The 25,170-nt window shown below is 48.4% G+C and carries 18 protein-coding genes; 1 reads left to right on the top strand and 17 read right to left on the bottom strand.

The genetic code is table 11. The features are described 5' to 3' along the window. Positions 1-219: 219 nt before the first annotated feature. The 17 genes from ACGHZ6_RS01990 to ACGHZ6_RS01910 form a co-directional block, all read right to left on the bottom strand. Positions 220-1,854, bottom strand: coding sequence for an AMP-binding protein (locus ACGHZ6_RS01990; protein WP_390617108.1), 1,635 nt, complete (start codon positions 1,852-1,854; stop codon positions 220-222). Positions 1,855-2,091: 237 nt separating this feature from the next. Then, entirely contained in the window at positions 2,092-2,916 is an 825-nt protein-coding gene (locus ACGHZ6_RS01985) for a thioesterase family protein (protein ID WP_390617106.1), read from the bottom strand. A gap of 76 nt (positions 2,917-2,992) precedes the next feature. Further along, complete coding sequence (locus tag ACGHZ6_RS01980) at positions 2,993-4,168, bottom strand: aromatic ring-hydroxylating dioxygenase subunit alpha (RefSeq protein ID WP_390617105.1); 1,176 nt, start codon at positions 4,166-4,168, stop codon at positions 2,993-2,995. A gap of 217 nt (positions 4,169-4,385) precedes the next feature. Continuing rightward, complete coding sequence (locus ACGHZ6_RS01975) at positions 4,386-6,479, bottom strand: putative bifunctional diguanylate cyclase/phosphodiesterase (protein ID WP_390617104.1); 2,094 nt, start codon at positions 6,477-6,479, stop codon at positions 4,386-4,388. Positions 6,480-6,493: 14 nt separating this feature from the next. Then, a complete protein-coding gene (locus tag ACGHZ6_RS01970) occupies positions 6,494-7,024 on the bottom strand; it encodes a YfiR family protein (protein ID WP_390617103.1) in 531 nt (176 codons plus the stop codon). 47 nt (positions 7,025-7,071) lie between these two features. After that, a complete protein-coding gene (locus ACGHZ6_RS01965; protein ID WP_390617102.1) occupies positions 7,072-9,087 on the bottom strand; it encodes a TonB-dependent receptor plug domain-containing protein in 2,016 nt (671 codons plus the stop codon). A gap of 282 nt (positions 9,088-9,369) precedes the next feature. After that, positions 9,370-11,127 carry an alpha-amylase family glycosyl hydrolase gene (locus ACGHZ6_RS01960; RefSeq protein ID WP_390617101.1) on the bottom strand — a complete coding sequence of 586 codons (1,758 nt, stop codon included), beginning with the start codon at positions 11,125-11,127 and terminating at the stop codon, positions 9,370-9,372. After that, positions 11,124-12,350 (bottom strand): glycosyl transferase, encoded by a 1,227-nt coding sequence (locus ACGHZ6_RS01955; RefSeq protein ID WP_390617100.1) that lies wholly within the window; start codon positions 12,348-12,350, stop codon positions 11,124-11,126. The genes ACGHZ6_RS01960 and ACGHZ6_RS01955 overlap by 4 nt, the downstream gene beginning before the upstream one ends. Positions 12,351-12,376: 26 nt before the next feature. After that, on the bottom strand, positions 12,377-13,183 hold the full coding sequence (locus ACGHZ6_RS01950) for an HAD-IIB family hydrolase (protein ID WP_390617099.1): 807 nt from the start codon (positions 13,181-13,183) through the stop codon (positions 12,377-12,379). A gap of 12 nt (positions 13,184-13,195) precedes the next feature. Next, a complete protein-coding gene (locus tag ACGHZ6_RS01945) occupies positions 13,196-15,919 on the bottom strand; it encodes a molybdopterin-dependent oxidoreductase (RefSeq protein WP_390617098.1) in 2,724 nt (907 codons plus the stop codon). Then, positions 15,919-17,223, bottom strand: coding sequence for an NAD(P)/FAD-dependent oxidoreductase (locus ACGHZ6_RS01940; protein ID WP_390617097.1), 1,305 nt, complete (start codon positions 17,221-17,223; stop codon positions 15,919-15,921). The genes ACGHZ6_RS01945 and ACGHZ6_RS01940 overlap by 1 nt, the downstream gene beginning before the upstream one ends. A 353-nt stretch (positions 17,224-17,576) precedes the next feature. Beyond that, positions 17,577-18,542 (bottom strand): 2Fe-2S iron-sulfur cluster-binding protein, encoded by a 966-nt coding sequence (locus ACGHZ6_RS01935; RefSeq protein WP_390617096.1) that lies wholly within the window; start codon positions 18,540-18,542, stop codon positions 17,577-17,579. Positions 18,543-18,578: 36 nt separating this feature from the next. Further along, on the bottom strand, positions 18,579-18,947 hold the full coding sequence (locus ACGHZ6_RS01930) for a group 1 truncated hemoglobin (RefSeq protein ID WP_390617095.1): 369 nt from the start codon (positions 18,945-18,947) through the stop codon (positions 18,579-18,581). A gap of 61 nt (positions 18,948-19,008) precedes the next feature. After that, complete coding sequence (locus ACGHZ6_RS01925; protein WP_390617094.1) at positions 19,009-19,365, bottom strand: c-type cytochrome; 357 nt, start codon at positions 19,363-19,365, stop codon at positions 19,009-19,011. 42 nt (positions 19,366-19,407) lie between these two features. Next, positions 19,408-19,977, bottom strand: a complete 570-nt coding sequence (locus ACGHZ6_RS01920; protein ID WP_390617093.1) for a DUF3365 domain-containing protein — start codon at positions 19,975-19,977, stop codon at positions 19,408-19,410. A gap of 31 nt (positions 19,978-20,008) precedes the next feature. Next, on the bottom strand, positions 20,009-21,328 hold the full coding sequence (locus tag ACGHZ6_RS01915; RefSeq protein WP_390617092.1) for a cytochrome c3 family protein: 1,320 nt from the start codon (positions 21,326-21,328) through the stop codon (positions 20,009-20,011). Positions 21,329-21,343: 15 nt separating this feature from the next. Then, positions 21,344-23,377: an FAD-dependent oxidoreductase gene (locus tag ACGHZ6_RS01910; protein WP_390617091.1), complete on the bottom strand. Its 2,034-nt coding sequence runs from the start codon at positions 23,375-23,377 to the stop codon at positions 21,344-21,346. Positions 23,378-23,815: 438 nt separating this feature from the next. Here ACGHZ6_RS01910 and ACGHZ6_RS01905 point away from each other — a divergent pair, with 438 nt between their 5' ends. Further along, positions 23,816-24,973 carry a methyltransferase gene (locus ACGHZ6_RS01905; protein ID WP_390617090.1) on the top strand — a complete coding sequence of 386 codons (1,158 nt, stop codon included), beginning with the start codon at positions 23,816-23,818 and terminating at the stop codon, positions 24,971-24,973. Positions 24,974-25,170: the final 197 nt, after the last annotated feature.

Here is a 25,170-nt window from a genome sequence, read left to right as displayed (position 1 = left end):
AGTGCGTATTAAGCAAGCACTACGCCATAGCCAATAAGATTAACCACATGACAAATAAACGTTATTTCAGGTGAAAGAAATTATAATCCGGGTGAATTTTTACCCTGGCGGGTAAAATTATCGCGCAGCTTTTCACCCTGCGAGTGTAGAACCAAACGAAAAAAGCCTTACCCGTGAAGGTAAGGCTTTTATTCTTTGTCAGGAATAGGTTTTACCTTCTTACTCCCAAACAACCTTGCCTTGCAAAGGTGCTGTCAGGAAGTGACCATAACGCTCTTCCAACTGATCGCGCTTCAGCTTTAGCGTTGGCGTCAGCAGACCATTCTCGATACTCCACGGCTCTTCAGTAACGATTATATGGTCGAGTACCTGATGGGATTCCAGATCGCGATTTACTTCCGCCATAGTTGCTTCCAACTCCTGGCTTAATTTGTCGCGGTCACCCTTGGCACTTTCACCCAACACCACCAGAGCAATAGGCTGCTTGCGACCAATGCCCATCACACATACCTGCTCGATGTCGGCATTGCGGCCCAGGCTACTTTCGATTGGCACGGGCGCAACATATTTACCTTTACCGGTTTTAAATTGCTCTTTTACGCGGCCAATAATTTTCCAGGAGCCATCGGCGCGGTGTTCGGCACGATCACCGGTTCTAAACCAGCCATCGACAAAGGCTTCGGCGGTGGCTTCAGGGTTTTTGTAGTATTCCTTGAATACAGCATCACCACGAATCAATACTTCGCCCTCATCAGACAAGGTCATTTCAACACATGCCTGTGGCGTACCAATAGTTCCAAGGTGATCAAAATTAAATGGCGTGTTACCACAGGATAAACCGGAAGTTTCGGTCATCCCCCAGCCCTCACCGATTTTCACACCGATACCGTGGAACCAACGCAGAACATCTGGCGAGATGGGCGCACTGCCGGAACCAAAACGCAGTGCTTGATCCAACCCCAAACCGGTACGAATTTTTTTCGCAACGGCCTTGCCCACAAAAGGAATTTTAAGCAGCAGCTGTAATTTTTTGTTGGGAATTTGTGCCAGGATTTGTGATTGAAACTTGGTCCATAAACGCGGCACAGAAATAAAGTTGGTGGGGCGTGCATAACGCACATCGTCAATGAAGGTATCCAGTGAATCGACAAAATACACATCACCGGCGCGGTACAAGGACGGTAATTCTACACAGCAACGCTCAGTGATATGGGCCAGTGGCAGGTAGGACATAACGCGCTCATTTTCCGCAGCGCCCGGTAAATCGGCTGCCGCCTTCGCAGAGGCCGCCACATTGTTTTGGGTTAATACAACCCCCTTCGGCAAACCGGTACTACCCGAGGTATATACCAGCGAGAAAATATCCTCACCAGAGAATTCATGCACTGAATCTACCGGCGAGTAGTCATTTAACCAATCCTGCCAGCGAACCTTACAAGGCAGCGTTGGATAGGGAAAACCAATACTGAGAAGGTCATCGGGCATCGCCTTTTGAATAGCATCAGTACTGTCCAGTTTGCCAACAAAAATGGCCTTGGCTTCACTGTGGCTTAAGACATGGCGAATGGTTTCTTCACCTGCGGTTGAATAGATGGGTACGCTGATCATGCCGGTCATCATGATGGCAAGGTCGGCAATAAACCATTCGGCCGAATTCTTGGCAATAATGGCGACCTTATCGCCAGCTACCAAGCCATTGGACAGTAATCCCTGGGCTATGCGGCGGGCATGATTATCCGCCTCCGCCCAGGTATAGGTTTGCCAGTTTCCATTAACTGGTTGGTGCAACCAGACTTTATTGGGGTGCAGGGCGACATTACGCTGCATTTGAGCCAGCGGCAGTGTGTATTCCATCGATCTCTCTCTAATTGGTTGTTACAAGTCACTTAGGGTTGTGGTTCTCTGTAACTCTCGCGATGGCTTTCTTTATTATTTGCTTCACTGCGTATGACCGACCGGTCACCGCCTTTTAATATTTATAGCGAGCATTAGAAAGCCTAGAGGAAATAACATCACTGATGGCCGGCTTTTTCCATTACCTATGGCGTAAAGAAATATAAAGATTGGCATAGGCCCTGTGGCAGATGGCGACTACCCCATCAGGGCGCAAACGCGGGCTTCTTCCTGCTCGTTAAAGCGTACTGAAGCCGATTGGCGACATACCGCGACCAGGGTTCCCTCGCTATCCCACAGCTCACCGGTTTCCTCCAATAGCCCCAGACTCATGCGTTTGGTGGTAAATCGACAGGCAATATAACCTGGGGCCGGTTTGGCAAAGCACTGTACCTGGTAGTCCAAGGTAGGAATCCAACCCTGAGTACCCACCACCATTTCCATTGCCCGCGGAAAACTGTCGGCAAAGGTCAGTAACGCCAGCAAATCAGGATCGCGATCATCACTGAACTTTATCCAGCCTTCGACAACGGCCTCTTTGCCATCGGCATTATCACCTGCCCGCTCAGACGCCGGGGTTAGCAAAATATCAACGTTATCCGGGAAGGTGCTCTGTGGGTAGGTCACCCGATTACAGCCTTCAGGGGAGGGAATATTCGGCATCGCCACATCACAAAAATCCACGCCTTTACGGCTAGCCAAATCAGCAAATACGCCCATTGCCTGAACCCGGACTTGTCCTTCTTGCACAAGTTGCACACTAGCCTGGCTAAGGTTTTTACTTTGCCCCAGCAGCTCAACGTTAGCTTGTACCGGTGCTAATTCGGTACGGCTGACGAAGGTCGCCGATACAGAGACCGGATCCTTATGGGGCAATTGATTTGCCATAGCCTTGGCCGCCATAGACAGTAAAAAACCACCATTAGGCACCCCTGCCCAACACCAGCGATCTGCTGAAGGAAAACTCAGCTCGCCATTTTCTGCCGAGCTGGAAACCGTTAAATCCTGATCAAAAAAGGCCATACCTTTAAACCCTGTACATCAAAATATCCGATTATAGGGCCTCGCCCAAGATAAGTAATAGGGCTTTAGTGGCCAGTTACAGGTCATTGCGAGTCTTTTGATAAGCGGCGATATATTCATCTCGCGCCTGATGGAAAATACGCATGCCCTCTTCATACCCCCCCACAACAAAGTGTGTATTAGCGCCACTGTCGAGGGTCTGCTGAATATCCACCGAAATCGCCAAGTCTTCCTTCTCAAAAACCTGCCCCTGAATATGGTTAAAGCTGGCATCGAGCTTTTCAGCAATTTCATCGTTAGCCGGCAATTCAGGAATCAACATACGATGCACCACACGTACCGCATCCGGTCCCACAGGGAAAAGGCTCATCTGCGAAATCCAATGCGGGTGGAAAACAAAAATTGTGTTAGGAAATATGTTGTAAAACAACGTCGTATTTAAACGAAAATTCCACTCCGCAGGGTCTTTCTTAATTTCTTCTGTTAAACCTTTACGCCCCCCCATTTGTCGCACGTGGGGGTAGCAGTCATCATAAATACTGGTATGCAGGAAGAAACGTGCAAGACTGTCTTTGTGCAGGGTTTTCAGATGATAACCTTCCGCAAAAGCATCCATCACCAGCTTCCAATTACAATCATTTACCAGAGAAACTTTTTTATGCATCAACTGCTCAGAGAAGCCAAAAGAGGTAAAGTCTGCATTGACGACTTCACCTAGGGCTGCGTCAATATCCAACGGCTCACTCGCATCACCATCAAGCACCACCCAGATAAAACCATGCTTTTCTGCAAACTGGATAGGCACCAAATCCAGTTTGGAAAAATCCAAATCACCAAACAACTCTTTATCAGGCACACCGGTCAAGGAACCATCCAGCTTGTAGCTCCAGGCATGATAAGGGCACACCATCAAACGCTTGCACTGGCCAGACTCGCCCTGCAATAAGCGTGCACCGCGGTGGCGGCAGGCATTGATAAATACCTGTAGCTGACCGTCGTGATCACGCAGAATAATCAAGGGGACTCCTGCGACCTGTTCAGTCACATAATTGCCGGGCTCGGCAATTTCCGTGGTGTGGGCAACAATCACCGGCGTGTTACGAAACAGCGCAGCCTGTTCCAAAGCCAGGGCATCTGGATCATTATAGCGATCAGTCGATATATGGTGATAAGCCTTGGGGACCTCATCACTGCTTTTTTGCTCGACACCAATTAAGCGCTGAATCAGCTTGATTTGCTCTGTTTGTTGCATGGTTATTTCCTCTCTCTGCAGCCCTTGTCGTTGTGGGCCAATATTGGCCTGTGCGGGCAGTAACCCTATGCTGAACCAGGACAAGATTCAGGACAACAACCGTTCACACCAAAGACTTTGACATTTTCTGCCAGTGTTGAGAGTACGAGTAGGCCAAATGAAAGACTGCTATTGTGGGATATCGTTGGCAGCAGCAACTAGATAGTCAAGAGTGAAGCTATAGACGCTGCTGACCAGACGCCGATTGCTGGCACTGCTTTAATAAGATTTCTAACTCTTCAGCCGAGATAGGCTTGCCCAACAAATACCCCTGCACCATATCGCACTGGTATTGACGAACAAAGTCATACTGCGCCTGGGTTTCCACCCCTTCAGCCACAACTTTCATATTCAGGTTGTGAGCCATGGCAATAATGGTTCTAACCAGAGTTTTATCGTCCGGATCATCTTCGAGATCCTGAATAAATGACTTGTCGATTTTTAAGGTATTTAACGGCAGCTGCTTCAAGCGGCTCAGGGACGAGTAGGCCGTGCCAAAGTCATCGATGGATATCTCCACACCCAAGTCACGAATGGCGTGAATTTTACTGGAAATATCCACAACATCCGGACCGACCAGGTTTTCGGTAATTTCCAATTCCAAATCATGCCCCGGAAAATGCGTGCGTCGCAGAACGGCAGAAACTTCTTCACAAATATCGAACCGAATAAAGTGTGAAGGGGAGAAGTTAACCGACAACTGTAAACTACAATCACACTGCTGTTTAAGTGCCAGGATTTCCCGGCAGGCTTTCTCCAACACCCAGAGATCGATATCGTGAATTAATCCGCACTCTTCAGCCAACGGGATAAATTCTGCAGGGGAAATATTGCCTTCTACCTCATCATTCCAACGCACCAACGCTTCGACACCGACTAGCGCGCCCGAAGCGGTATCCCATTTAGGCTGATAAGCCAGGTACAACAAGGATGTATCGATAGCCTGCCTAAGTTTGTTTTCTAGTAATAGTCGCCGTTCCACTCGGGCATTCATATCACTGGCGAAGAAGGTGAATTGACTACCACCTTTGTCCTTCGAACGGTACATGGCGGTGTCGGCATTTTTCAGCAGGTCTTCCACATTATCCCCGTCATGCGGGTAAGCGCTGATACCGATACTGGTACTGACATGCAGGTTATGCCCTTCGACAATCATCGGCTCATTAACCGCCGCCAACAGTTTACAGGCTACATCGCCGGCACTTTCCTGGTGAGCATCCAACATCAATACGGCAAATTCATCCCCACCAAAACGAGCCAAAGTATCACTGCCTCGCAGAGTGGAGCGCAAACGCTTGGACACATTAACCAGTAACTTATCACCCACGGTGTGCCCCAAGGTATCGTTAATACGCTTAAAACGATCCAGGTCAAAAAACAATACTACAAGCTCGGTCTGGTTACGCTGCGCCTGACTAATAGCCTCTTTCAAGCGTTGCTCAAAGGTAATACGGTTTGCCAAACCGGTTAACGCATCGTGATAGGCCTGGTGTTCAAACTTGCTCGCCAGCTCTTCAAGTTCGGCGGTGCGCGCCTGTACCTTCTCCTCCAGATGAGTATGCGTTTGCTGCAACTCGGCGTCCCTCACCTGGATCTGGTTGAGCATTTCATTAAAGTCATCAACCAGTACACCAATTTCATCCCGCGACAGCTTTTCTGCCCGTAAGCTGTAATCTCGGCGTTTGCTAATACGGCGCGCCGTGCTTGCCAGTGCCAAGACGGGCTCAGTGACTACACGCTGTAACCGCTGGGCAAATAACAGTGCGACAACCAGGGAAATAATAAAGAGCCCAAAGACCGTCCCCAAACGAAACAGTTGCTGCTGCAACCAACCGCTGTTATCGGCGATCAACTGAATGCTACCAATAACTTCACCATCGTGACGAATGGGTGCCTGCACAAATATACGCCCGCTCAAATCACCAGCGCTTTCGAGCTGCATATCCTGTCCGCCATTAATTACATCGCGGCGATAGCGAGCAAAAGATATACCCTCGGCGGTAAATAGTACGGCGCCGACAATATCGGATTCACTTTCCAGGGTTGCCAGGGTTTTTGTTGCTGACTGCTCATCATTAAACATCAGCGCTGCCACAGAATTGTTGCCAATAATCGTGGCCTGAGCCCGCATCCGTTCTTTCATTTGCTCACGGGAAGTAAACCAGTCGTTGACTGCAAACCCCACCGTCGCCAGCAATAACGCACTAAAGCTGGTAATAAGTAATACCAGCTGCAGTGTTTTCTGTATTGATCGACGACCGATAAAATTCATAATCTGCCTAAGCCCTACTCAACAATCTGGGCCAGTTTTAACAATTCAGAACTTAATACAAGCCCCAGGCGCTTGGCTTCCTGCAGGTTGATTTCAAAACCTATTCTCGAGCCGCGCCGCACCAGCGCTACTGACACATGCTTGTAAGCAACACCTTGGCCTTCCTGATCAGTCATATCGGCAATCACCAACACTGGATCGGAGGACAGTGATGCGCTGTCATCCAGTAAGGATGCCATCTCTTCTTTTGCGACCAAAATCATGTCGCACTGCGAAGCCGCCGCCATATCATCAATCAGTTTTGCTTGTAATTGGCGCGCACCTACCTTGCGGCGCCGAATAATTTCATAGGCCTCTTCCAGAACATCCTGACGGTAGTGGCATAACACCAGCTGCTTCGGGCGCGTCTGATAACTTGCCTCTGGCCAGGTAACAAACTTGGCAATATTCAAGATAAAAGCGGCCTTGACTAAACGCTGTTTTTGGTCGACATCCTGACTATAAGCACTCGCTGAAGCGACGCCCAGCAGCATAACCAGGGTCATACTCAGGCACGTTAACAGGCGTCTTTTAAAATAATACATAACGCGCATCAAAACGACGGTGTCCACGTTAAGCCAACCCACACTTCCCGCTCACTTCTTTCCGTATTGTGTTGACCACCGAAGTCCGCAGCCGGATCAAACTCTTTATCATCAAAGAGATTATCGATACCGAATCGATAGGATAGCGATGGGCTTATTTCACCTGAGCCGTACAGATTGGTTATGGCAAAGTTTTCCGCATCGTCGTCTATACCATTGTTGTCATCTTTATGGCTGTTATAGATAACCGATAGGCCAAGCCGGTGAGAAGCCGTTATTTCGTATTCGGCTTTGAAGCTACCGGTCCAGTTGGCGATATAAGGCAAGGATCCCAGCTCCCGACTATCGGAATCGACATAGGACGCACTCAAACGCAGATGCACGCGCTCCACAGGTTGTATGCCGAGTAAGACTTCTGCCCCCTGTAAACGCAGGGTTGCCGAGCTATTGGCGAAATACTCATCGGCATTATCCGGTGTAGGCACTTCACGAATAAAGTCGTCAAAGTTATTTTTAAACACGGTGACATTGATGCTCTTAACCGCATCTTTATAGATATAGGAAAACTCCAGAGACTCAATGCTTTCAGCATCGGGCACTGGTGCCTGGAATGATGTACCCTCCAGCACTTTAAGGTATTCACGGAAACTGGGCGTTCGAATAGCCGTGCCGTACAGCAACTTCCAGGTATGCTTGATATCTGAGCTATAAACCAAAGCGCCGCGGTAATTACCGTAATTATCAAACTGATCGAATTGATCGTAGCGAGCACCTAATGTTGCGGTTAATACCGGATTTATTTCCCATACATCCTGAACAAAGACAGCATAGTTATCATTGCTGATGTCCGGTTCCCTGAGTAAATCTCCTGTCACCGGTGGCGTTAAAAAGCCACTGCTAAAACTGAACCAGCGCTGGAAATTAGTGTGGTCGGCCTCTTCACGGTTCCACGAAGTCCCCAGGGCCAGGGTGTGACTATTGATTTTTTTGAAGCCGGTCAACGAGATGCCCATCATGGTGGCATCCTGAAATTCCTCATAACCCAGGCTCTGGGTCACCTGCTCTTTTTCAAACTCACGGCCGTCGTCATCCTGATAATAAGCCAGTAACTCGTATTTACCGCTATCAAGATCCCCTGATGTGAAATGAGCTGAGAGAGAGAGAAACTCCTCCTCAACAAAAGCATCCTGGGTGGGGGGGATAAACAGAAAGGGAGTTTCCGATTTACTGTAGTCGGCTTTAAGGGTTAGCCCCTCAATGGGGCGAGCTTTGATGGAGATGGATTGGTAATCCTCATCCAGGGGTTGCAACACATCATTGCCGATAAAGCTCTTGCGGTCATCCCGGAAAGGAGCATCCTGTTCAAGATAACTGCCAAACGCCTGAACATTATCGCGATTATACAGGGCAGAGACTTTGCGACGCTGGTTGTCTCCCAGCTCCATAGAGATATCTAAACGCGGCTGATCGGAAAACGCCTTGGTTGTTACCGAGATAATACCGCCAAACGCATTAGCGCCGTAGAGACTCGAGGCAGGCCCCATAATCACTTCGACCTTCTCAATCCTCTCCAACGGGAAATTATCACCCAGGGCAAAATGACCATAGTACAAGTGCTGCTGTCGCACGCCATCGACCAACAGCAGCAACTTGTCGTTGTAGCGATCCAACAATCCCCTTGCCCAAATAGTACGATGACGCTTGCGATACTGGTTCACCTGCATACCAGGCACAAACTGCAGCAGATCATCCAGGCGTCGCACACCAAAGCGCTTGAAGTCCTTCTCTGTAAATTGATAAACCGTTCCCGGCGCTTTCGACGTTTGAGTCGGCAATAAATTCGCAGCGGTAAAGACGTCGACAGCCAATAGCTCCTGTAGCGACATTTCTGCTAATTCGGTATCACTTGATGCCTGTTCAGCAGCAACAGACTCTATGACTGAACCTACACATAAAGCCAAAAAACAGGCAACAGCCGGCTTTGGAAAGGATTTACTGACTCGATAATGCAGAAAGAGACCCATGTAAAACTCGCGATGGATGTATGTCGAGTCCCTTATTATACAATTTTATAAGCAGGGGTAGTGCTTATTCTTCCTTTAGTCATTAATAGCTTTACAACTTGGTGAAAGTATAGGTAGTAATTAGGCGGGCTACACGGCCAATTTAAGTCGAAACAGGATTATCACTGTAAAGGGAACCTATTTCAGCACAAATCGAGGTTTGACTGGGGTATAAAAGAGTAAGCACTTATTGACCCAAGAGACAGGGATCCAGGCACTACTCTAAAGCGGGTCAGCTGAACGCTAGCGCTTTGAATCAGAATTTACCGTCAGCCAAACCGTCTGATATGGGCTGAGTGTTATACTCTCACTCTCAAGATCAAAATCCTGCCCTGTAATCAATTCATGGGCGTTTACAGCTTCATGGGAGTTTAAGTCAGATAAACACAGCACCTGTTTGTCAGCACTGATATTACTCACGCAATAAATCCGCTGTGACGACTGCTGAGACTGGCGGACATAACCGAATAAATGATCCCCCAGGTGCAATACCAATTGACTGGCATTAGGGTGGAACGCCGCCTGTTCACAACGCAAGCAGATTAAATGCACAAGGGCATGATAAACCCGACGATGATGACTTTCACTCCCCAGCAGTTTATCCAGCTGCTCGATGTCCCACTGATGACGATTTATTGCCCGGTTATGGCCGCTGTGCTCCATCCGGTGATAGTCATTACGAGTCGCCAACAAGCTGTGTACATAAAGACCGGGTATGCCTTCCAACCCCAACATAATGGCGTGAGCACAGAGAAAACGCTGCTCCGCAAAGTGATCCACCCCGGCAGTCGTTCCCTGCAAGGCATCGAATAAGGCAATGTTAATTTCGTAGGCCTTTTTCTCTTCACTCCCCCCTCCCAGCGCACGCCAGGACACAGTGCCACCGAATCCCTGCATGGTCGTAATCAATGTATCCAACTCATCATCCGAAAGAATACCTTCGGCAGGGCGCAAGCCAATACCATCATGAGAAGCAATAAAATTAAAATAGGTAGTGCCTGACTGCAAAGGAGGCAGTTCCATCAGCCACAGGGTAAGATAATGGCTATTACCGGTAATTAACGTATTTACCAATAAAGGCGGCAGGGAAAAATTGTAGACACAATGGGCTTCGTTACCATTACCAAAATAGGATAAATTCTCCCGGCTGGGGATATTGGTCTCGGTAATGACCAGCGACCTGGGATCTGCCCACTCAGTCAGTAAACGCAATAGACGTACGACAGCATGGGTCTGTTCCAGATTAATACACCCCGTGCCAGCTTCTTTCCAAAGAAATGCCACGGCATCCAGCCTAAAAATTTCAAAACCTCGATCGAGATACAAGCGAATAATACGGACAAATTCTCTTAATACCTGCGGGTTGCGAAAATCAAAATCCACTTGATCATGGCTAAAAGTACACCAAACATGTTTGGTACCTGCTGGAGTTTGTACTTCACGAAATAATGGACTGGTACGCGGTCTAACAACATGGTGCCAGTCTTGATTTATATCGACATCCAAAAAGTACCCATCACCGGGACTACGGCCACGTAAAAAATTCTGAAACCAGATACTGCGACTCGAGGCATGATTGATGACTAAATCTCCCATCACCCGATATTCATTGGCGATAGCACTAATATCATCCCAGTCACCAACGCTTTCATTGACACTGGCATAATCAATCACCGCAAACCCATCGTCTGAGCTGTAAGGATAAAATGGCAATATATGCACACCCGCGACAACATCTTGGCAATATTTGTCCAGAAAACCCTGCAGCACTTGTAAAGGCTTACGTCGTCGGCTTGGATCGAGAAAGCTATCCGCATAGGTAATCAGAATCAGATCGCGCTCATCCCACAGGTCTTCAGTGGGCGCAAAATCCACCTGCCCAATATCAAGTCGCATATCCTGCAGCAGATTGTTGGCCAGATTCTCCATCTCGGTTACATCAAGAATACCCTGGTAGATTTTCTCGACACTGTGCAGCAACAACTCACTGTGATTACTCATAACGCGCCAAACTCTTTAGTATCTTGCTCCACAGCGTCCGACAACTGCTCCAGCACATCGGGCACGGCACTAATCACACGGTTCCAACTGGGGATAAATGGCCGCTCCATAGGGTTATCCAAGAAAGCCTGACCGGCTTTCATAATATTCTGGGCAAACATTTCTACAGCTTTTTCTTCCTGATGTACGTCCAGGGTTAGGCCATTCATAAGGGCGTCGTTGTGGTAGGTCTCGATAAAGTCCAGGGCGATTCTAAAGTAAGTGGCCTTAAGCGAGCGGAAGGTTTCGGTATTAAAGGTTTTGCCGTTAGTTGCCAACTTTCTGAAAAGCGCCTTGGCAATATCAATCGACATTTTTGACAGACCACCTGCATCATCATTAAATGATAAATCCTGATGTTTATGGTCATAGGCATCGGCAATATCCACTTGGCACAAACGGTTATTGGCATAATTGCGGTGCATTTCCGATAACACCCCGATCTCCAGCCCCCAATCACTGGGGATGCGAATATCGTTTAAGACATCTTTACGAAAGGAAAACTCACCAGCCAGGGCATAGCGAAAACTATCCATAAATTGCAGATATTCGACATCGCCAAATATCTTTTTTAGCGCTCGCAACAGTGGCGTCACCAACAAGCGACATACCCGACCGTTGATACCACCATCGGCAACCCTGGCATAGAATCCTTTACAAAACTCGTAGTTAAAGCGTGGATTGGCTACCGGGTATATCAAGCGGGCTAGCAACTCCCGATCATAGGTAACGATATCACAATCGTGTAACGCCACAGATTCTGAACGGTTGGATGCCAGGGTATAGCCCATGCAATACCAGACATTTCTGCCTTTACCTAGCTCTTTGGGCGCGAGATTTAACGCCTGTAACTCCTTATCAATCGCCTGTAATCTGGGCCCGTCATTCCACAAAATACGATGACGCTGGGGCAACTCGGCAAAAAAATTCTGAGCAAATCGATACTGCTGCTCATCGGCACGATCCAGACCAATCACGATTTCGGCCAGGTAATCAGCCCCCTGTAAATGCCGAACAATATTGGGTAACGCCTCCCCCTCCAACTCGGAAAACAGCGACGGCAGAATCAGGGACATAGGCCGCTGCTTGCTAAACTGTCGCAACTCGCTCTCAAGATCCTCGAGTGGACGGCGAGATAAATTATGCAGGGTGGTCACAATGCCGTTTTGGTAAAAGTCAGCCATAAGAATGCCCTGCTCGCTGCAGGCTCCTAGTTCGGGATTGAAGAATCAGCAATAAAATAATTAATCGCCTCAAACCAACCTTCTGGTCCCAAGTACTGGGTAATCAGAGAGGGTGGGCGTTGCAATTCAGGTGGAGGATGTACGGGTGAACGTACAATGACTGCCTTATCGGCCGCATTTAACATGGCGATGTCATTTTGGCTGTCGCCCAAGGCCAGTGTCTGTACAGGTTTGGAGTAATGTTGCTGATAACGTTTAGCGACCCACTGCAGAGCTTGACCCTTATCCACATTTCCCGACATATGCAGAAAGCGCCCACCTTCCAGGATGTGCGCACCTAGCGATGTGGCTTTTTCAATAAAGGACCGCTTTAACGATTGATCGCCATACCAATGTATCGGCTCGCCATAAGCGCGCTGATTAGCCTTTTCGGCATCAGCCAGGGATAATCCTGTTAGTTCTACAACATCTTTAGGGTTTAACTCGGCGAAATGTGAAAAATGCTGACCGAATTCAGGCTTTAATTGTTCTAACAAAGCCAGCCAATGTTCGCGCGGCGAACACATAGAGTGAGCAACATGCTCACCGCCGGTAGTGCAGGGCCAATAAATACCGGCGCCATTTTCGACAATAAAAGGCGAACTTAATTGCAGCTCTTGCTGTAACTGAGAAACTTCCGCTTGTGTTTTACTCGTAGTCAGCACAATAGGTATTTGCTGTTCTTGCAAATACTTGATAGCAGGCAGAGCTGCTTCATAGCTATAGCTATGGTGATCCAACAAGGTACCATCCAAGTCGGTAAATACAATCCATGGGACTGCATTGTTCACCATTATTCTTCTCCTCTAACTAGAGACTTCTACCGCCTGCGCCAATAGTGTTTTGATTTCCGGTACACAGGAACCACAGTTGGTTCCGGCTTTACAACAGACACCCACCTCTTGATAGGTCGTTAATTTATTCTCGTTAATGGCTTTTAAAATGGTTTTTTCACCCACATTAAAACAGGCGCAAACCGTAGCCCCGACATCCTCAGTACCGACAGTCGGTATACCGGCCAGTAGCGCCATACGCTCCTGTGGCTCCAGACTGGATTTCACGAACATGGATCCCAGCCAGCCCCGCGCAGGCAATTGCACTTCTGCAAAGCTCGGTGCCAGACACACTACAGCTTGCAAAGCCTGCTTGTTATAACAAGCCGCTCGGTAAACGCCAGCACTGGCATCATCAAATTCCTGCCATTCAAACTGCGCCTCTGGGTTCAGCAAGGTTTGAAAATGTTCGGCAACGCCCTCGATAGACTTAATCGCCGCTAACTCATAGCGATAATAGCCCTCGGCATTCACCTTCACCTGATATTCAACGTTCTGATCCGCTAAAGGCTCTCGACTGAGCACAAAACCGTACCAGCCCGCCGATAAAGGCCGAATACTGACCGGGGTATGCTTGCTTTCAGGCTGCCCCGATAAGGGGTCAACAACCGGGTTAACCAGAGCCCCCATCCGGCCTTTTTTCGCGTATTGCTCACTCCAGTGCATAGGTACAAACACATTGCCCTGCTGCTGAGTATCGGTAACCATCACCCGGGCATACATCTGCCCCCACTGACTTAACAAGTGTGCGATTCCGCCGTGCTGCAATTGATAACGCTCGGCATCATCCGGGTGAACCTCAACAAAAGGCTCGGGCCGATGCTGATTTAAGCGCGGCGCTAAAGCACTTCGCGTCATGGTGTGCCACTGATCTCGCAAACGCCCGGTATTTAATACCAAGGGATAACGTTGGCTTACCGCATTACCCGGCGCTCGACTAGTTAAAGCGACCAGTTGTGCTCGCTGATTAGGAGTGAAGAATTTTCCGTTAGCAAAAAATCGTGCCTTGCCCTGCGGATAATCTGTATTGATAGGCCACTGCTTGGGTGTAAACGATTGATATTCCTCCAACGAAATATCGGCCAGTCCAGAAATATCAAAATCACGCAAACGCTGAAATGGATTATTTTCAAAACCAGACAGCGCTGCATGCTCGCGAAAGATTTCTATCTGATGCTGATAATTAAATGCCTCACCAAAGCCCAAACGCTTGGCAACTTCCGAGATAATCCACCAGTCCGGCTTAGCCTCACCGGCAGGCGGTAATAGCGCACGCTGATGAGTAATTCGGCGCTCCGAATTGGTCACCATGCCGTCTTTTTCGCTCCAACCTAAGGCTGGCAACTTCACATGGGCCAACGCCAGGGTATCACTTTCTGCAACGCAGTCTGACACCACAACAAATTCACAGTTTTCCAAGGCGGCTTTGACTTTATCCGCATTTGGCAAACTAACCACAGGATTGGTAGCCATAATCCACACAGCTTTGATGCTGCCATCGGCAATCGCATCAAACAGATCCACCGCGGGCTTACCTGGCTCTCTTGCCATATTTGGTGCTTGCCAAAACCGCGCGACACGATCCACATCACCTTCGATATGAAATTCCATATGCGCTGCGACCTGGTTTGCCAGGCCTCCAACTTCACGCCCACCCATGGCATTAGGCTGCCCGGTCAGCGACAAGGGACCAGAACCTGATTTACCGATGCGTCCGGTCAGCAGGTGGCAGTTTACAATTGCGTTAACCTTGTCTGCACCGCTGGATGATTGTTTGACTCCCTGACTATAAACACTGACTGCCTTATCGGTATCTGCAAACCAGCGATAAAAACGCTCTACATCCGCAGATGGCAAATTGCAGTAACGAGCAACACTATCAAGGTTACCGGCATCTTCGGCCGCAGCTTCAAGCGCAGCTACTGAGCCATCGCAAGACTGCTCAATAAACGGATGATCCAACACATCATTCTGGTTTAGAAAGTGCAACAGGCCATTAAAAAGCTTAACATCACTACCACTGGCGAGCGGCAAGTGTAAATCCGCGATATCACAGGTAGCCGTACGACGCGGATCTATCACCACCACTTTAAGATCAGGGTTACGCTCTTTAGCCGAGCGAATCCGCTGAAACACAATCGGATGACACCAGGCCGTATTGGATCCCACCAAGACAATAAGTTGAGCATGGTCCAGATCGTCATAACAGGTAGCGACGGTATCAGTACCAAAAGCCCTTTTGTGCCCTGTTACGGCTGAAGACATACACAAACGACTGTTGGTATCGATATTGGCCGAGCCAATAAAACCCTTCATCAGCTTATTGGCAACATAATAGTCTTCCGTCAATAACTGACCGCTACCGTAAAATGCCACTGCGTCCGGGCCATGCTCATCGATAATGCGCTTGAACTTATCGCTAACTGTATCCAATGCGGAATCCCAGCTTACCGTTTTACCGCCAACTACAGGCTGCAACAAACGGCTTTCAAGGCCAACGGTTTCTCCCAGAGAAGAACCCTTGGAACATAAACGGCCCTGATTCGCAGGATGGGAAAAATCGCCCTGCACCGATACTTCGCGGGTATGAGGATTAACTTGCGCTTCGATGCCGCAGCCAACACCACAATAGGCGCAGGTGGTTTTAATAGTTTGTAGGGAATCGTTATTGATGTCAGAAGAAATCAAATCTTGCATCAGGCTACATTCTCCGTGACAGTTTGTTTCCCATCACTGACCACAGACTTGACCGTTGCCTGATTACTTTCGCTATTTAATAATAAAGGTTCAGCATAAGCGCGACCAAAAATCAGCAAGCCGCGCATCGGTGTGATATCAACACGCTGTTCCAGCAACTCTTGATACCAAGCCCCCTCTGATGTATCACCGTAGAGGACAGCCCCAATAATGCGATTGTTTTTTAATACCAGCTTTTTGTAATTACCGGCCGCCAGATCACGGAACAGCAGAAATTCACACTCAGCATCGCCGAGGAAATTTCCTACAGAGAATAAATGAATGCCGGTGACTTTCAACTTGGTCGCCGTCGGTAAGGTTGCATAACCCGCCACACCGTGACCACACAGGTGATTGGCACAGGCCTTGGCCTGGTCAAATAAAGGCGCCACCAAACCAAAAGTTTGATTGCGATGCTGAACGCATTCGCCGACGGCATAGACACTGGGATCGAACGTTTGCAGAGTATCGTTAACGACAATGCCTTTTTCGCAGTAAAGCCCTACCTTCTCGGCCAGGGCAATATTGGGTCTTACGCCAATAGCCATAACAAACAGATCGCAAGGCAATTCACTGCCATCGGCAAAACGTACCGCGCTGACATGACCTGTACCATCATCCACTAGCGCTTCTGTTTGCGCCGGCATTTTAAATGTGACGCCGCGGGCTTCCAGCTCAGCCTGTAGCAGTTTGGCCGCCTCATTATCCAGCTGGCGATTCAGCAAAATAGCGTTATTGTGGATAACCGTGACATCCATACCCTGCTCCACCAAACCGTTAGCAGCCTCCAGCCCCAACAGACCACCACCCAATACCACAGCATGGCGGCGTGACTTGGCATAACTCAACATGGTTTCCACATCGGCAATATCACGGAAGGCGATAACACCTTGCAGATCATTACCAGGCACAGGAAGAATAAACGGCTTGGACCCGGTGGCGATTAACAAGCGATCGTAGTGGACCTGAGTACCATCACGTGCAATTACACAACGTTTGCCCCGATCAATATCCACAACAAACTTATCCTCACCGGCGAGTAGAGTAATACCGTTGTCGGCATACCACTGACGATCATTGATCATGATCTCATCGAGCGTCTTCTCGCCGCTAAGTACGGGAGAAAGCATAATGCGATTATAGTTGCCGTGGGGCTCGGCGCCGAAGACGGTAATCTCAAACTGATCCGGGCTTGCCGCGAGGATTTCCTCCACGGTTTTCATGCCCGCCATTCCATTACCAATTACGACCAAACGCTGCTTCATGCTACCTCTACCACGTATATCCAGGGGAGTTACTGCTTATGCTCTGGGTTAGTGCAAGCGTCATACCAAAACTAAAAAACCTTTATTATCAAGAAGTTAGCAATACTCAAAGTTATATAAGCCCCACCCAAGAGCACAAAGGCACCAAAATAGTGCAACCCATATAGAGCGAACTGGAGAAGGGAGATAATTGCACTCGGCGAGCGAAGATGTTCCGGTTGGCTTTGTAAAACCGTCGAAGGCAGGGACGCCTTCGACGAGCGCCATGGATGGCTACTGCGTGTTTTGCAAAGCCAGCCGGAATAGCTTTGCGGATAACGCGAGTAAGGAACAGGACTTCTGGTCAAAAATAATTAGTCATCAGCAAAATGCAAAAACACATCTGCCGAAATAGCACTCATACCGGCACCAGCCAGGAAACACTGCTTACGCATCTTGGTCACAAAGCTCTCGGCACCACAGAGGAAAACACGGTAGCCATTCATATCCGGTAATAGCCCTTTGATATATTGGTAGATATCACCTACCTGAACAGGCGCCTCAACCCCAGCCTCTTGCTGAGCGACAATATGGATACTGACATTATCGTGTCGACGCGCGATTTCCATTAACTCATCAATAAGATAAAGCCCTGTAGTATCTTTGGCTCCAATCACCAAAGTAATTGGCCCATTGTGAAACTGACTTAATGCATCCCGTAAAATGCCATAAACCGGCGCCAGCCCCGTACCAATAGCCGCTAACAGTAACGGCTGAGAGGGCTCTGCACTGTAAAAGCATTTCCCCATGGGCCCTTGCAGATACAAAGTTTCTCCAACGTTCAATGCCTCAGCAACCCAACTGCTAAAAACACCCTCCGGGTAATGGCGTATATGAAATTCGAGAAATCCATCCGCATCGACACTTGCCAACGAGTAGCTTCGCGCAATAGCCTCGTCCTTCCATAAGGTGACATACTGCCCAGGGAAATAACTCAGGCTCGCCTTTAAGCGCAAGCGAATCACCTGATCACTCAACCAGCTTTTATCGACCACTTGTGCAGGCGTTTTTTGCTCGTTGATATCGACCAGATTAACGGATAGTGATTCACGCGGAATACACTGACAACTTAAAAACTGATTTAATCGTACCTGATTGTCACTTAATCCTGCTTGAGCTGAGGAGACATTGTCACCTTCCGCAGCCTCAACAACGCAGGATTGGCATACACCGGCACGGCATCCATGGGGAATCTGGTGGCCCTGACGCAGCAAACCATCAAGTACCGATTCCCCCTCGGTCAGGGTTACAGACTCACCCTGAAACTGAATAACGGTCATAAGTTTCTCTTACTGCCAATTCTTAATGAGAAAAGCTTATGCCTCAGCAGGTTCAACGTTTAACACATCGTCTTTCACGCTCAGGCACACAGCGATAATTTCATCAATGTACTCCTGGGGAACACTCAACTCTTTAAGTGTTTCGACCAGATTTTCAGCCACAGCATTGAAATGCCCTTCGTTCAACTTCATATGTTTGTGGGCTGCTCGCATATCTTTGCCAGTGTAATTGTTTGGTCCACCAAACGCCATGGTCAGAAAAGCCTTCTGCTTAAGGTGCTGGCCTTCCATATCCACAGTATCGAAGAATTCGTTAATACGATCATCAGCCAGGACTTTACGGTAGAAAATATCCACTGCTGCATCAACAGCTGGCGCACCACCAATTTTTTCATAGATAGACATAATCACTTCCTTCTCAGGTTGTTATTTCAAAAACGGTTAGTTTGAAAATATTGTTCACGGTTTACTGTAATTTATAGAGGTAATAATCAACGACCAATCGAATCTCAGCATCTGAAAGGTGATCCTTGCCGCCTTTAGCTGGCATCAGACCAACACCAGCGACAGCGTTAGCTGCCAACGCATCTGCACCTTTAGTCATACGAGGTCCCCACATTTTTTTATTCCCCAGAATAGGGGCGCCATTAATACCTTGGGCATGACAGACCTTGCAATTTTGCTTATACAAGGTTTCACCCTGCACCAGGGCATCAGACATGGTCGATTGAACCTCCTTGTTCTGCCCCTGGTCACTGCATGCACTTAACAAGAGCACTAGCGCTGCCACTTTGAAAACTACACAAAAGCTATTAGAGGGCATATCTACTCCTTATTGATTATCTTTGTGAATGTAAGCTAAGGCTTAAAGTGGAACACGAATAACAACACCACCCATCACTTCACCCAACTGGAAATCATCTTTGGGCGAATCCTTGTGCTCGTTATGACATGACGTACAGGCATCAGAAACGGCAACATCCGGATAAACCGCAGTAAAGTAAGTGGTATCCCCTAAGGTTTCTTCACCGTAGAAGTTTTCACCTGGATTAGCGGCGATAAACTCCAGCCCCTCTTTTTCCATTTTGGTTTTCGGTGCATTTTGGCTATTGATAGGCCAGATAGACTGCAATGAATAGGTGAAATCGTCAGTCATATCGGCAACGGCTTCTGCCCCGGCACGGAACATCTGTGCAGGCAACAAAGTACCATTTTCAATATCCTGCCAATGCTCGTCTGGTTTAACAACGCCAGCGCCGGCAGGCCCCAAACGCTTAACAACCAACTTGGTGTAATTGGTGCGGTCAGCCTTCATCACAGCGAACAACGAGTCAGTGTATTTACTCGGTTCGATGCCTTTAGTTTCCGGCTCCCCACAACCAGTTAAACCCAATACAGCTACGGCTACTGCCGAGGTCATTAACAGTTTTTTCATGCTTGCTTCCTCACGGTCGATTAAAATCTTTTCACTCTTTTACTCGTTCTTTTGCCCAATCTACTGACGGCACATGTAATGTAGGCTTGCCGCTGAAATTGTTTTTTATCAATTCCGGAGATGCCAGCGCATCAATGGAAAATTCCAAACTGTGGCATTGCATGCAAACGGGTCGTATCATTTTCTCATTGGGTCGCAACACGGCATTCTGGTTATGTTCGACACGAACTTTTGCCTCTTTGCCTTTTGTCTTATGAACCAGTTTTGGCATATGGCATGTTGCACAAGTAACAGCACTTTCCTGTCCCGCCTCTAGATTCCAGGCATCAATAGCCAGCTGGCCATGGGGTGATTGCATAAAGTTCTGGCTGTGCTCGTCGTTATGGCACCCCAAACAGGCCTCGACGGCGGCACGCTGAGTATTGAAATCATGGGCGCCATGACAACTGATGCATCCCTGCTCTGTATGCATAGCCGTGGTTTTAAATGGTAACTCTGACTGCGAAGGCGTCATAGCTGATAGAGATGCAGCTAAACGCATACCATGTTTACCCGACAAAAATCCTTTAGCCTCTTGCTGGTGACAGCTTTGGCATTGCTCTATGCCAGGCTTTTCTATCCATTGCTGGTCGGACTTTTCTGTATGGCAACCGCTACAACCAATATCCGATTGTCCATGGGCGCTAGCTAACCACTCACTAGCAATATCCGGGTGAGCAGCCTGTTTGCCCTCATCTATCTCTGGAGAGGGTTTATAGGATTTTACTTTCGCCGTTTTCGCTGCATGATTGGCTGACGGCAAGGTTGCAATTTCCTTAAGCCATTCACCCCCAGAGTTATCAACCAGGAAACTCTCATAGAGGGCACGGTTGTCGTGGTAGTTATGGCATCCCGCACTGGCACAGGAGTCAAAAGCCAAATCCTTGTGACTCTCCCGCTCTTCACCCACATCTTTATGGCAGTGGTAACAGTAATCGTCCGGCACGGTCACCCCCATGGGATGAGTTTGCTCTTTTTGATGTTCGGTATGACAAGTGACACACTGACGTGCGTCCATAATTTCTAAACGATCTGCATTTCGAGGATCGGTAAATTTCTTCCGCGGATGAGAATCGTGCGCCTCTTTTAATTCTTCTGCATGGCAACCTTCACAAGCAGTCTGAATAACCTCTCCACCACCGAATGCGTCGGTATGACAGGCATTACACGACAGCTCGATTTGAAAGTGGCCATGGCTGGCATCACCAATTAAGATTTCCTGTTTATCTTCTGCCACCACCATGACGTAAGCGAAATAACCGGCAATTGCCAGGGTCATGATTATCCAAACAAACCAAACTGTTTTCTTCACTAGATCACCCGGCGACTAAAAGTAATAGACACTAAAGATATGTGCCGCCAATAAAGCCGGTAATGGCCAGGCGATGACAATATGCAAATAATTTAAGCTTTTCTGAATCGTTTGAGCCTGAGCAGCAGGTAAGCGATGCAGCAAGCCCGTGACTGCACCCGCCGTTGCCCCTAACACCAACACGCCCACAAAACTCAGCATCAGTAATTGATTTAGGTTTTCGCCTAAATGAAATCCAGTGTGAAAAATCAGCATTGCCGCGCAAGCGACACCGAGAAAACTATGCAGTAAACGCCAGTAGCCAAACTTACCCATCCAGGTAAAACCAAGCCGTTTGCGCAGGGACATCAGTAACCCAATAATGGTCATCCCCAACAAGCTAAACCCGGTGACCTGCTTCCAGAACTTGTCATTCCATATGGATTCAAACCAACGATCGGCCTGCACACTGTCTGCAACCTTGGCCTCTGGCATAAGCAGTTGCAGTGAGGTTATGGCCAGCGCTAGCAAACTGCCAACGAGTAACCACAACCAGCCCTGGCTCTTCTCCAACTTAGCGCCATCGCCCAGCATCTGACTCAACAACGGCTTGCAGGAACCACACACCATCCCTGCACCGGTAGCAGCACCTAAACAAGAAACCGAAGGTTGGCCGGATACCGCAAGAGAGGCGCAGGCTTCATTGAGAGCCCCTTGAGTAACCCCATTACACTGGCAAACAATGGCAGATGCCGGCCACTTGCGAACATCATCAGCATTTTTGAATGGCCATAATCTTCCTGTAGCAATAAACAACAGCTGTTGCCAACGCCAGATATGTCGCCCTGATTTATAAGCTTCCTGCAGACGGCCACTCTCAGGCCACGCGCCAGTACCTAGAGCGCCGATCACGGCGCCTTTATGGATGATTATCTTGCGGTAAATGTTCTGCTTGGTATTTCGATGAACCAAAATTTGTTGCATAGGGCGCTGGCGTATATCAGCAACCTCGCCAAAGCTTACAACCTGTTCGCCCACAACCTTCAGGCGACTAACGGTTTGAGTACCGCTATAGCAGGCATGGCCACCACTGATGCGATCGGCAACTACCGATGCCTGCTCATAGCCAGGGTTTACCAAGCCATAGGTCACTCCTTGATGTTCACTGCATTCACCTATGGCATAGATATCCGGGCTACTGGTTTGCATGTTGTCATCAACAACAATGCCATTGGCCACTTGCAGGCGCGCCTCCCGTGCAAGCTCAACATTAGGTTTGATACCTGCACACAAGAGCACAGTGTCGCAACTGATCAGCTCACCGCTACGGGTTTTAACGCCAGTAACACGGCTGTCCCCCAGAATTTCTCGAACACCGGCATTGGTAATAACTCTAATGCCCAGAGCTTCCACCTGGTGCTGAAGATTGGCTGCTGACTCTTCATCCAACTGCCGATTCATTAGGTGGCTACCTTGCTGAATCAGAGTGACCATCGTATTAAAACGCAGCAGCCCTCGAGCGGCTTCCAACCCCAATAAACCACCACCCACAACAACCATGTGACGAGAACGTGCTACACGTCCATAGAGAGATTCGGCATCTTTTAAATTTCGAAAGGTATACACACCCTGATGATTGATACCGGGAATATGCGGCACATGGGCGCGAGCCCCTGTAGCAATAATTAACTTGTCATAACTGTGCACATTGCCTATTGCATCCTCAATGCGCTTTTCACCAGGATGTATGGCTGTAACAGCCGCAATGCTGAACGTGAAACGATGCTGGTGTTTAACTACCGGTAACGGCAACTCAATATCTGTTGGCGATACCTCTCCAGCCAACAGAGACGACAGCTGTACGCGGTTATAGGGCTGAAAAGGCTCATTACTGAACAAGTGCACCCGTGCATATGGCGTTCTATCCAATATTTCATTGGCCACACGCACACCTACCGGGCCGCTGCCAATGACCAACACCTGCAGAGCAGCTGCACTATCACTGGCAACGCATGCCTCAATGGCTTCTGGCTTATCACCCTCTGGAATGGCCAAACAAACACTGTTCATAATGTATTTAGCGGACAGTTGCATCAGCCCAAAAACAAAAAGGCGCCCACAAGACAACCATTGCTGGTTACTTGTGAGCGCCTTTGCTCGGTCTAGTATTTACTCCTGGTCACCTACGTCGTTGCAGGCTTGCCGGGTAGAATGCTGTATGGGTATGCGACCTAAATAGCTTTCCTCTCTGCGATCTATCTTTTGCGTAACGGATAACCATAGAAGAGCACATTGCGTGCCAGTCTGCTAAAACAACATGCTCTCTGGGGTTTTCTGTAAGACATGCAAAGATCACTAGGTACTTCTGCACCAATAAATTCCACATCGGCACGGTACGCACCAACAACTACCGCCGTAAACGCTATAGTTAACTTGAACTAGCGCCCAGCTGAGGGTCTAATACGCCCTGCTTTTGCGCGCCCTCGCTCATCATTTCAGGTTTTATTTATGGAAATCCACTTCCAGTCTCCTTTTCAAGAAACACTTACTCTGGAAAGATTTCCACGCAGCAAAGCCACGGGCAGGGAAAAGTCCCTGCGCGCATGGGACGCCGCCGATGAATACCTGTTGCACCATTTATACGATGAACATAGAGAGTTTCTGGAGCAAAAGCCAACGACTGCAATTGTCAACGATACCTTTGGTGCGCTCACAACAGCGTTGAGGCAATTAAATCCCTGCTTTATTTCTGATTCTTTCCTTGCCCACCAGGCCTGTAAGGAGAATCTAAGCACCAATGGAGTAGAGAGCAGCCAAATCCATTGGCTCAACAGCCTGCAGGTTCCGCCCAAGCCATTAGATCTTGTGCTTATCCGTATTCCCAAAACCCGGGCATTACTGGAAGATCAACTCTACCGATTACGACCCCTGCTGCACGACAAGAGCGTGATTATTGGCTGCGCCATGGTCAAGAACCTGCACGCGAATGACATTCAAGCCTTTAGCGATATTGTTGGCCCCAGTCATAGCAGTTTGGCGCAAAAGAAAGCGCGCCTGGTTTTTTGTCACTATCAGTCCGAGTCCGAAGACCATCAAAAAACCTCGCCCTACCCTTCGGAGTTATCACTGCCTGAGCTTGATCTTAAGCTGACCAATCACGCCAATGTCTTTTCACAGGGCGGACTGGATATTGGCAGTCGCTTTTTTATTCAGCATTTACCTGAGCAGCAAGGCGAAAAAGATATCATCGACTTGGGTTGCGGTAATGGCCTGCTGGGTATTTTGGCTGCCAGGGCCAACCCACAGGCACATCTGCACTTCACCGACGAGTCCTATATGGCGGTAGCCAGTGCGCAAGTAAATATGCACAGGCACAACCCAGAGCAACAAGCTAACTTTTATGTCGACAACTGTCTGGATGCCTTTGCCAGTAACAGCGCCGATATCATCTTGAACAACCCTCCTTTCCATCAGCAACACACTGTTGGCGATCATATTGCGCGGCGCATGTTTAAGGATGCCAAGCGGGTACTTCGGGCTGGAGGGGAACTGTGGGTAGTAGGCAATCGCCATCTGAATTACCACCAACAATTAAAGCGCTTGTTTGGTAACTGTGAATTAATCGCCTCAAACAAGAAGTTTGTTATCCTGAAAGCGATCAATTAATCCTCGCTTACTCACAAGTAGAGTTTACTCACAGAAACCCTGAATGACTTTCCGGACAACTTGTGGATAAGTACCCCTAAGCCTTATCTGGCGCCGCTTTAGCATTACGTTTAAATATTGCTCAGGCTAAAAAGTGGTCTTGCATGTTATGATTGCGGTATTGATTTCCCACTAAAAAATACCCGCTCGAGAATTAA

It is taken from the genome of Maricurvus nonylphenolicus, from assembly GCF_042854845.1.
Classification (GTDB): domain Bacteria; phylum Pseudomonadota; class Gammaproteobacteria; order Pseudomonadales; family Cellvibrionaceae; genus Maricurvus; species Maricurvus nonylphenolicus.
This window is presented reverse-complemented; position numbering and strand designations above follow the sequence as displayed.

Bases quoted from the DNA above. Each gene is read 5' to 3' on its own strand.
- ACGHZ6_RS01990 (WP_390617108.1), bottom strand. From the start codon at position 1,854: ATGGAATACACACTGCCGCTGGCTCAAATGCAGCGTAATGTCGCCCTG.
- ACGHZ6_RS01985 (WP_390617106.1), bottom strand. From the start codon at position 2,916: ATGGCCTTTTTTGATCAGGATTTAACGGTTTCCAGCTCGGCAGAAAAT.
- ACGHZ6_RS01980 (WP_390617105.1), bottom strand. From the start codon at position 4,168: ATGCAACAAACAGAGCAAATCAAGCTGATTCAGCGCTTAATTGGTGTC.
- ACGHZ6_RS01975 (WP_390617104.1), bottom strand. From the start codon at position 6,479: ATGAATTTTATCGGTCGTCGATCAATACAGAAAACACTGCAGCTGGTA.
- ACGHZ6_RS01970 (WP_390617103.1), bottom strand. From the start codon at position 7,024: ATGACCCTGGTTATGCTGCTGGGCGTCGCTTCAGCGAGTGCTTATAGT.
- ACGHZ6_RS01965 (WP_390617102.1), bottom strand. From the start codon at position 9,087: ATGGGTCTCTTTCTGCATTATCGAGTCAGTAAATCCTTTCCAAAGCCG.
- ACGHZ6_RS01960 (WP_390617101.1), bottom strand. From the start codon at position 11,127: ATGAGTAATCACAGTGAGTTGTTGCTGCACAGTGTCGAGAAAATCTAC.
- ACGHZ6_RS01955 (WP_390617100.1), bottom strand. From the start codon at position 12,350: ATGGCTGACTTTTACCAAAACGGCATTGTGACCACCCTGCATAATTTA.
- ACGHZ6_RS01950 (WP_390617099.1), bottom strand. From the start codon at position 13,183: ATGGTGAACAATGCAGTCCCATGGATTGTATTTACCGACTTGGATGGT.
- ACGHZ6_RS01945 (WP_390617098.1), bottom strand. From the start codon at position 15,919: ATGCAAGATTTGATTTCTTCTGACATCAATAACGATTCCCTACAAACT.
- ACGHZ6_RS01940 (WP_390617097.1), bottom strand. From the start codon at position 17,223: ATGAAGCAGCGTTTGGTCGTAATTGGTAATGGAATGGCGGGCATGAAA.
- ACGHZ6_RS01935 (WP_390617096.1), bottom strand. From the start codon at position 18,542: ATGACCGTTATTCAGTTTCAGGGTGAGTCTGTAACCCTGACCGAGGGG.
- ACGHZ6_RS01930 (WP_390617095.1), bottom strand. From the start codon at position 18,947: ATGTCTATCTATGAAAAAATTGGTGGTGCGCCAGCTGTTGATGCAGCA.
- ACGHZ6_RS01925 (WP_390617094.1), bottom strand. From the start codon at position 19,365: ATGCCCTCTAATAGCTTTTGTGTAGTTTTCAAAGTGGCAGCGCTAGTG.
- ACGHZ6_RS01920 (WP_390617093.1), bottom strand. From the start codon at position 19,977: ATGAAAAAACTGTTAATGACCTCGGCAGTAGCCGTAGCTGTATTGGGT.
- ACGHZ6_RS01910 (WP_390617091.1), bottom strand. From the start codon at position 23,377: ATGAACAGTGTTTGTTTGGCCATTCCAGAGGGTGATAAGCCAGAAGCC.
- ACGHZ6_RS01905 (WP_390617090.1), top strand. From the start codon at position 23,816: ATGGAAATCCACTTCCAGTCTCCTTTTCAAGAAACACTTACTCTGGAA.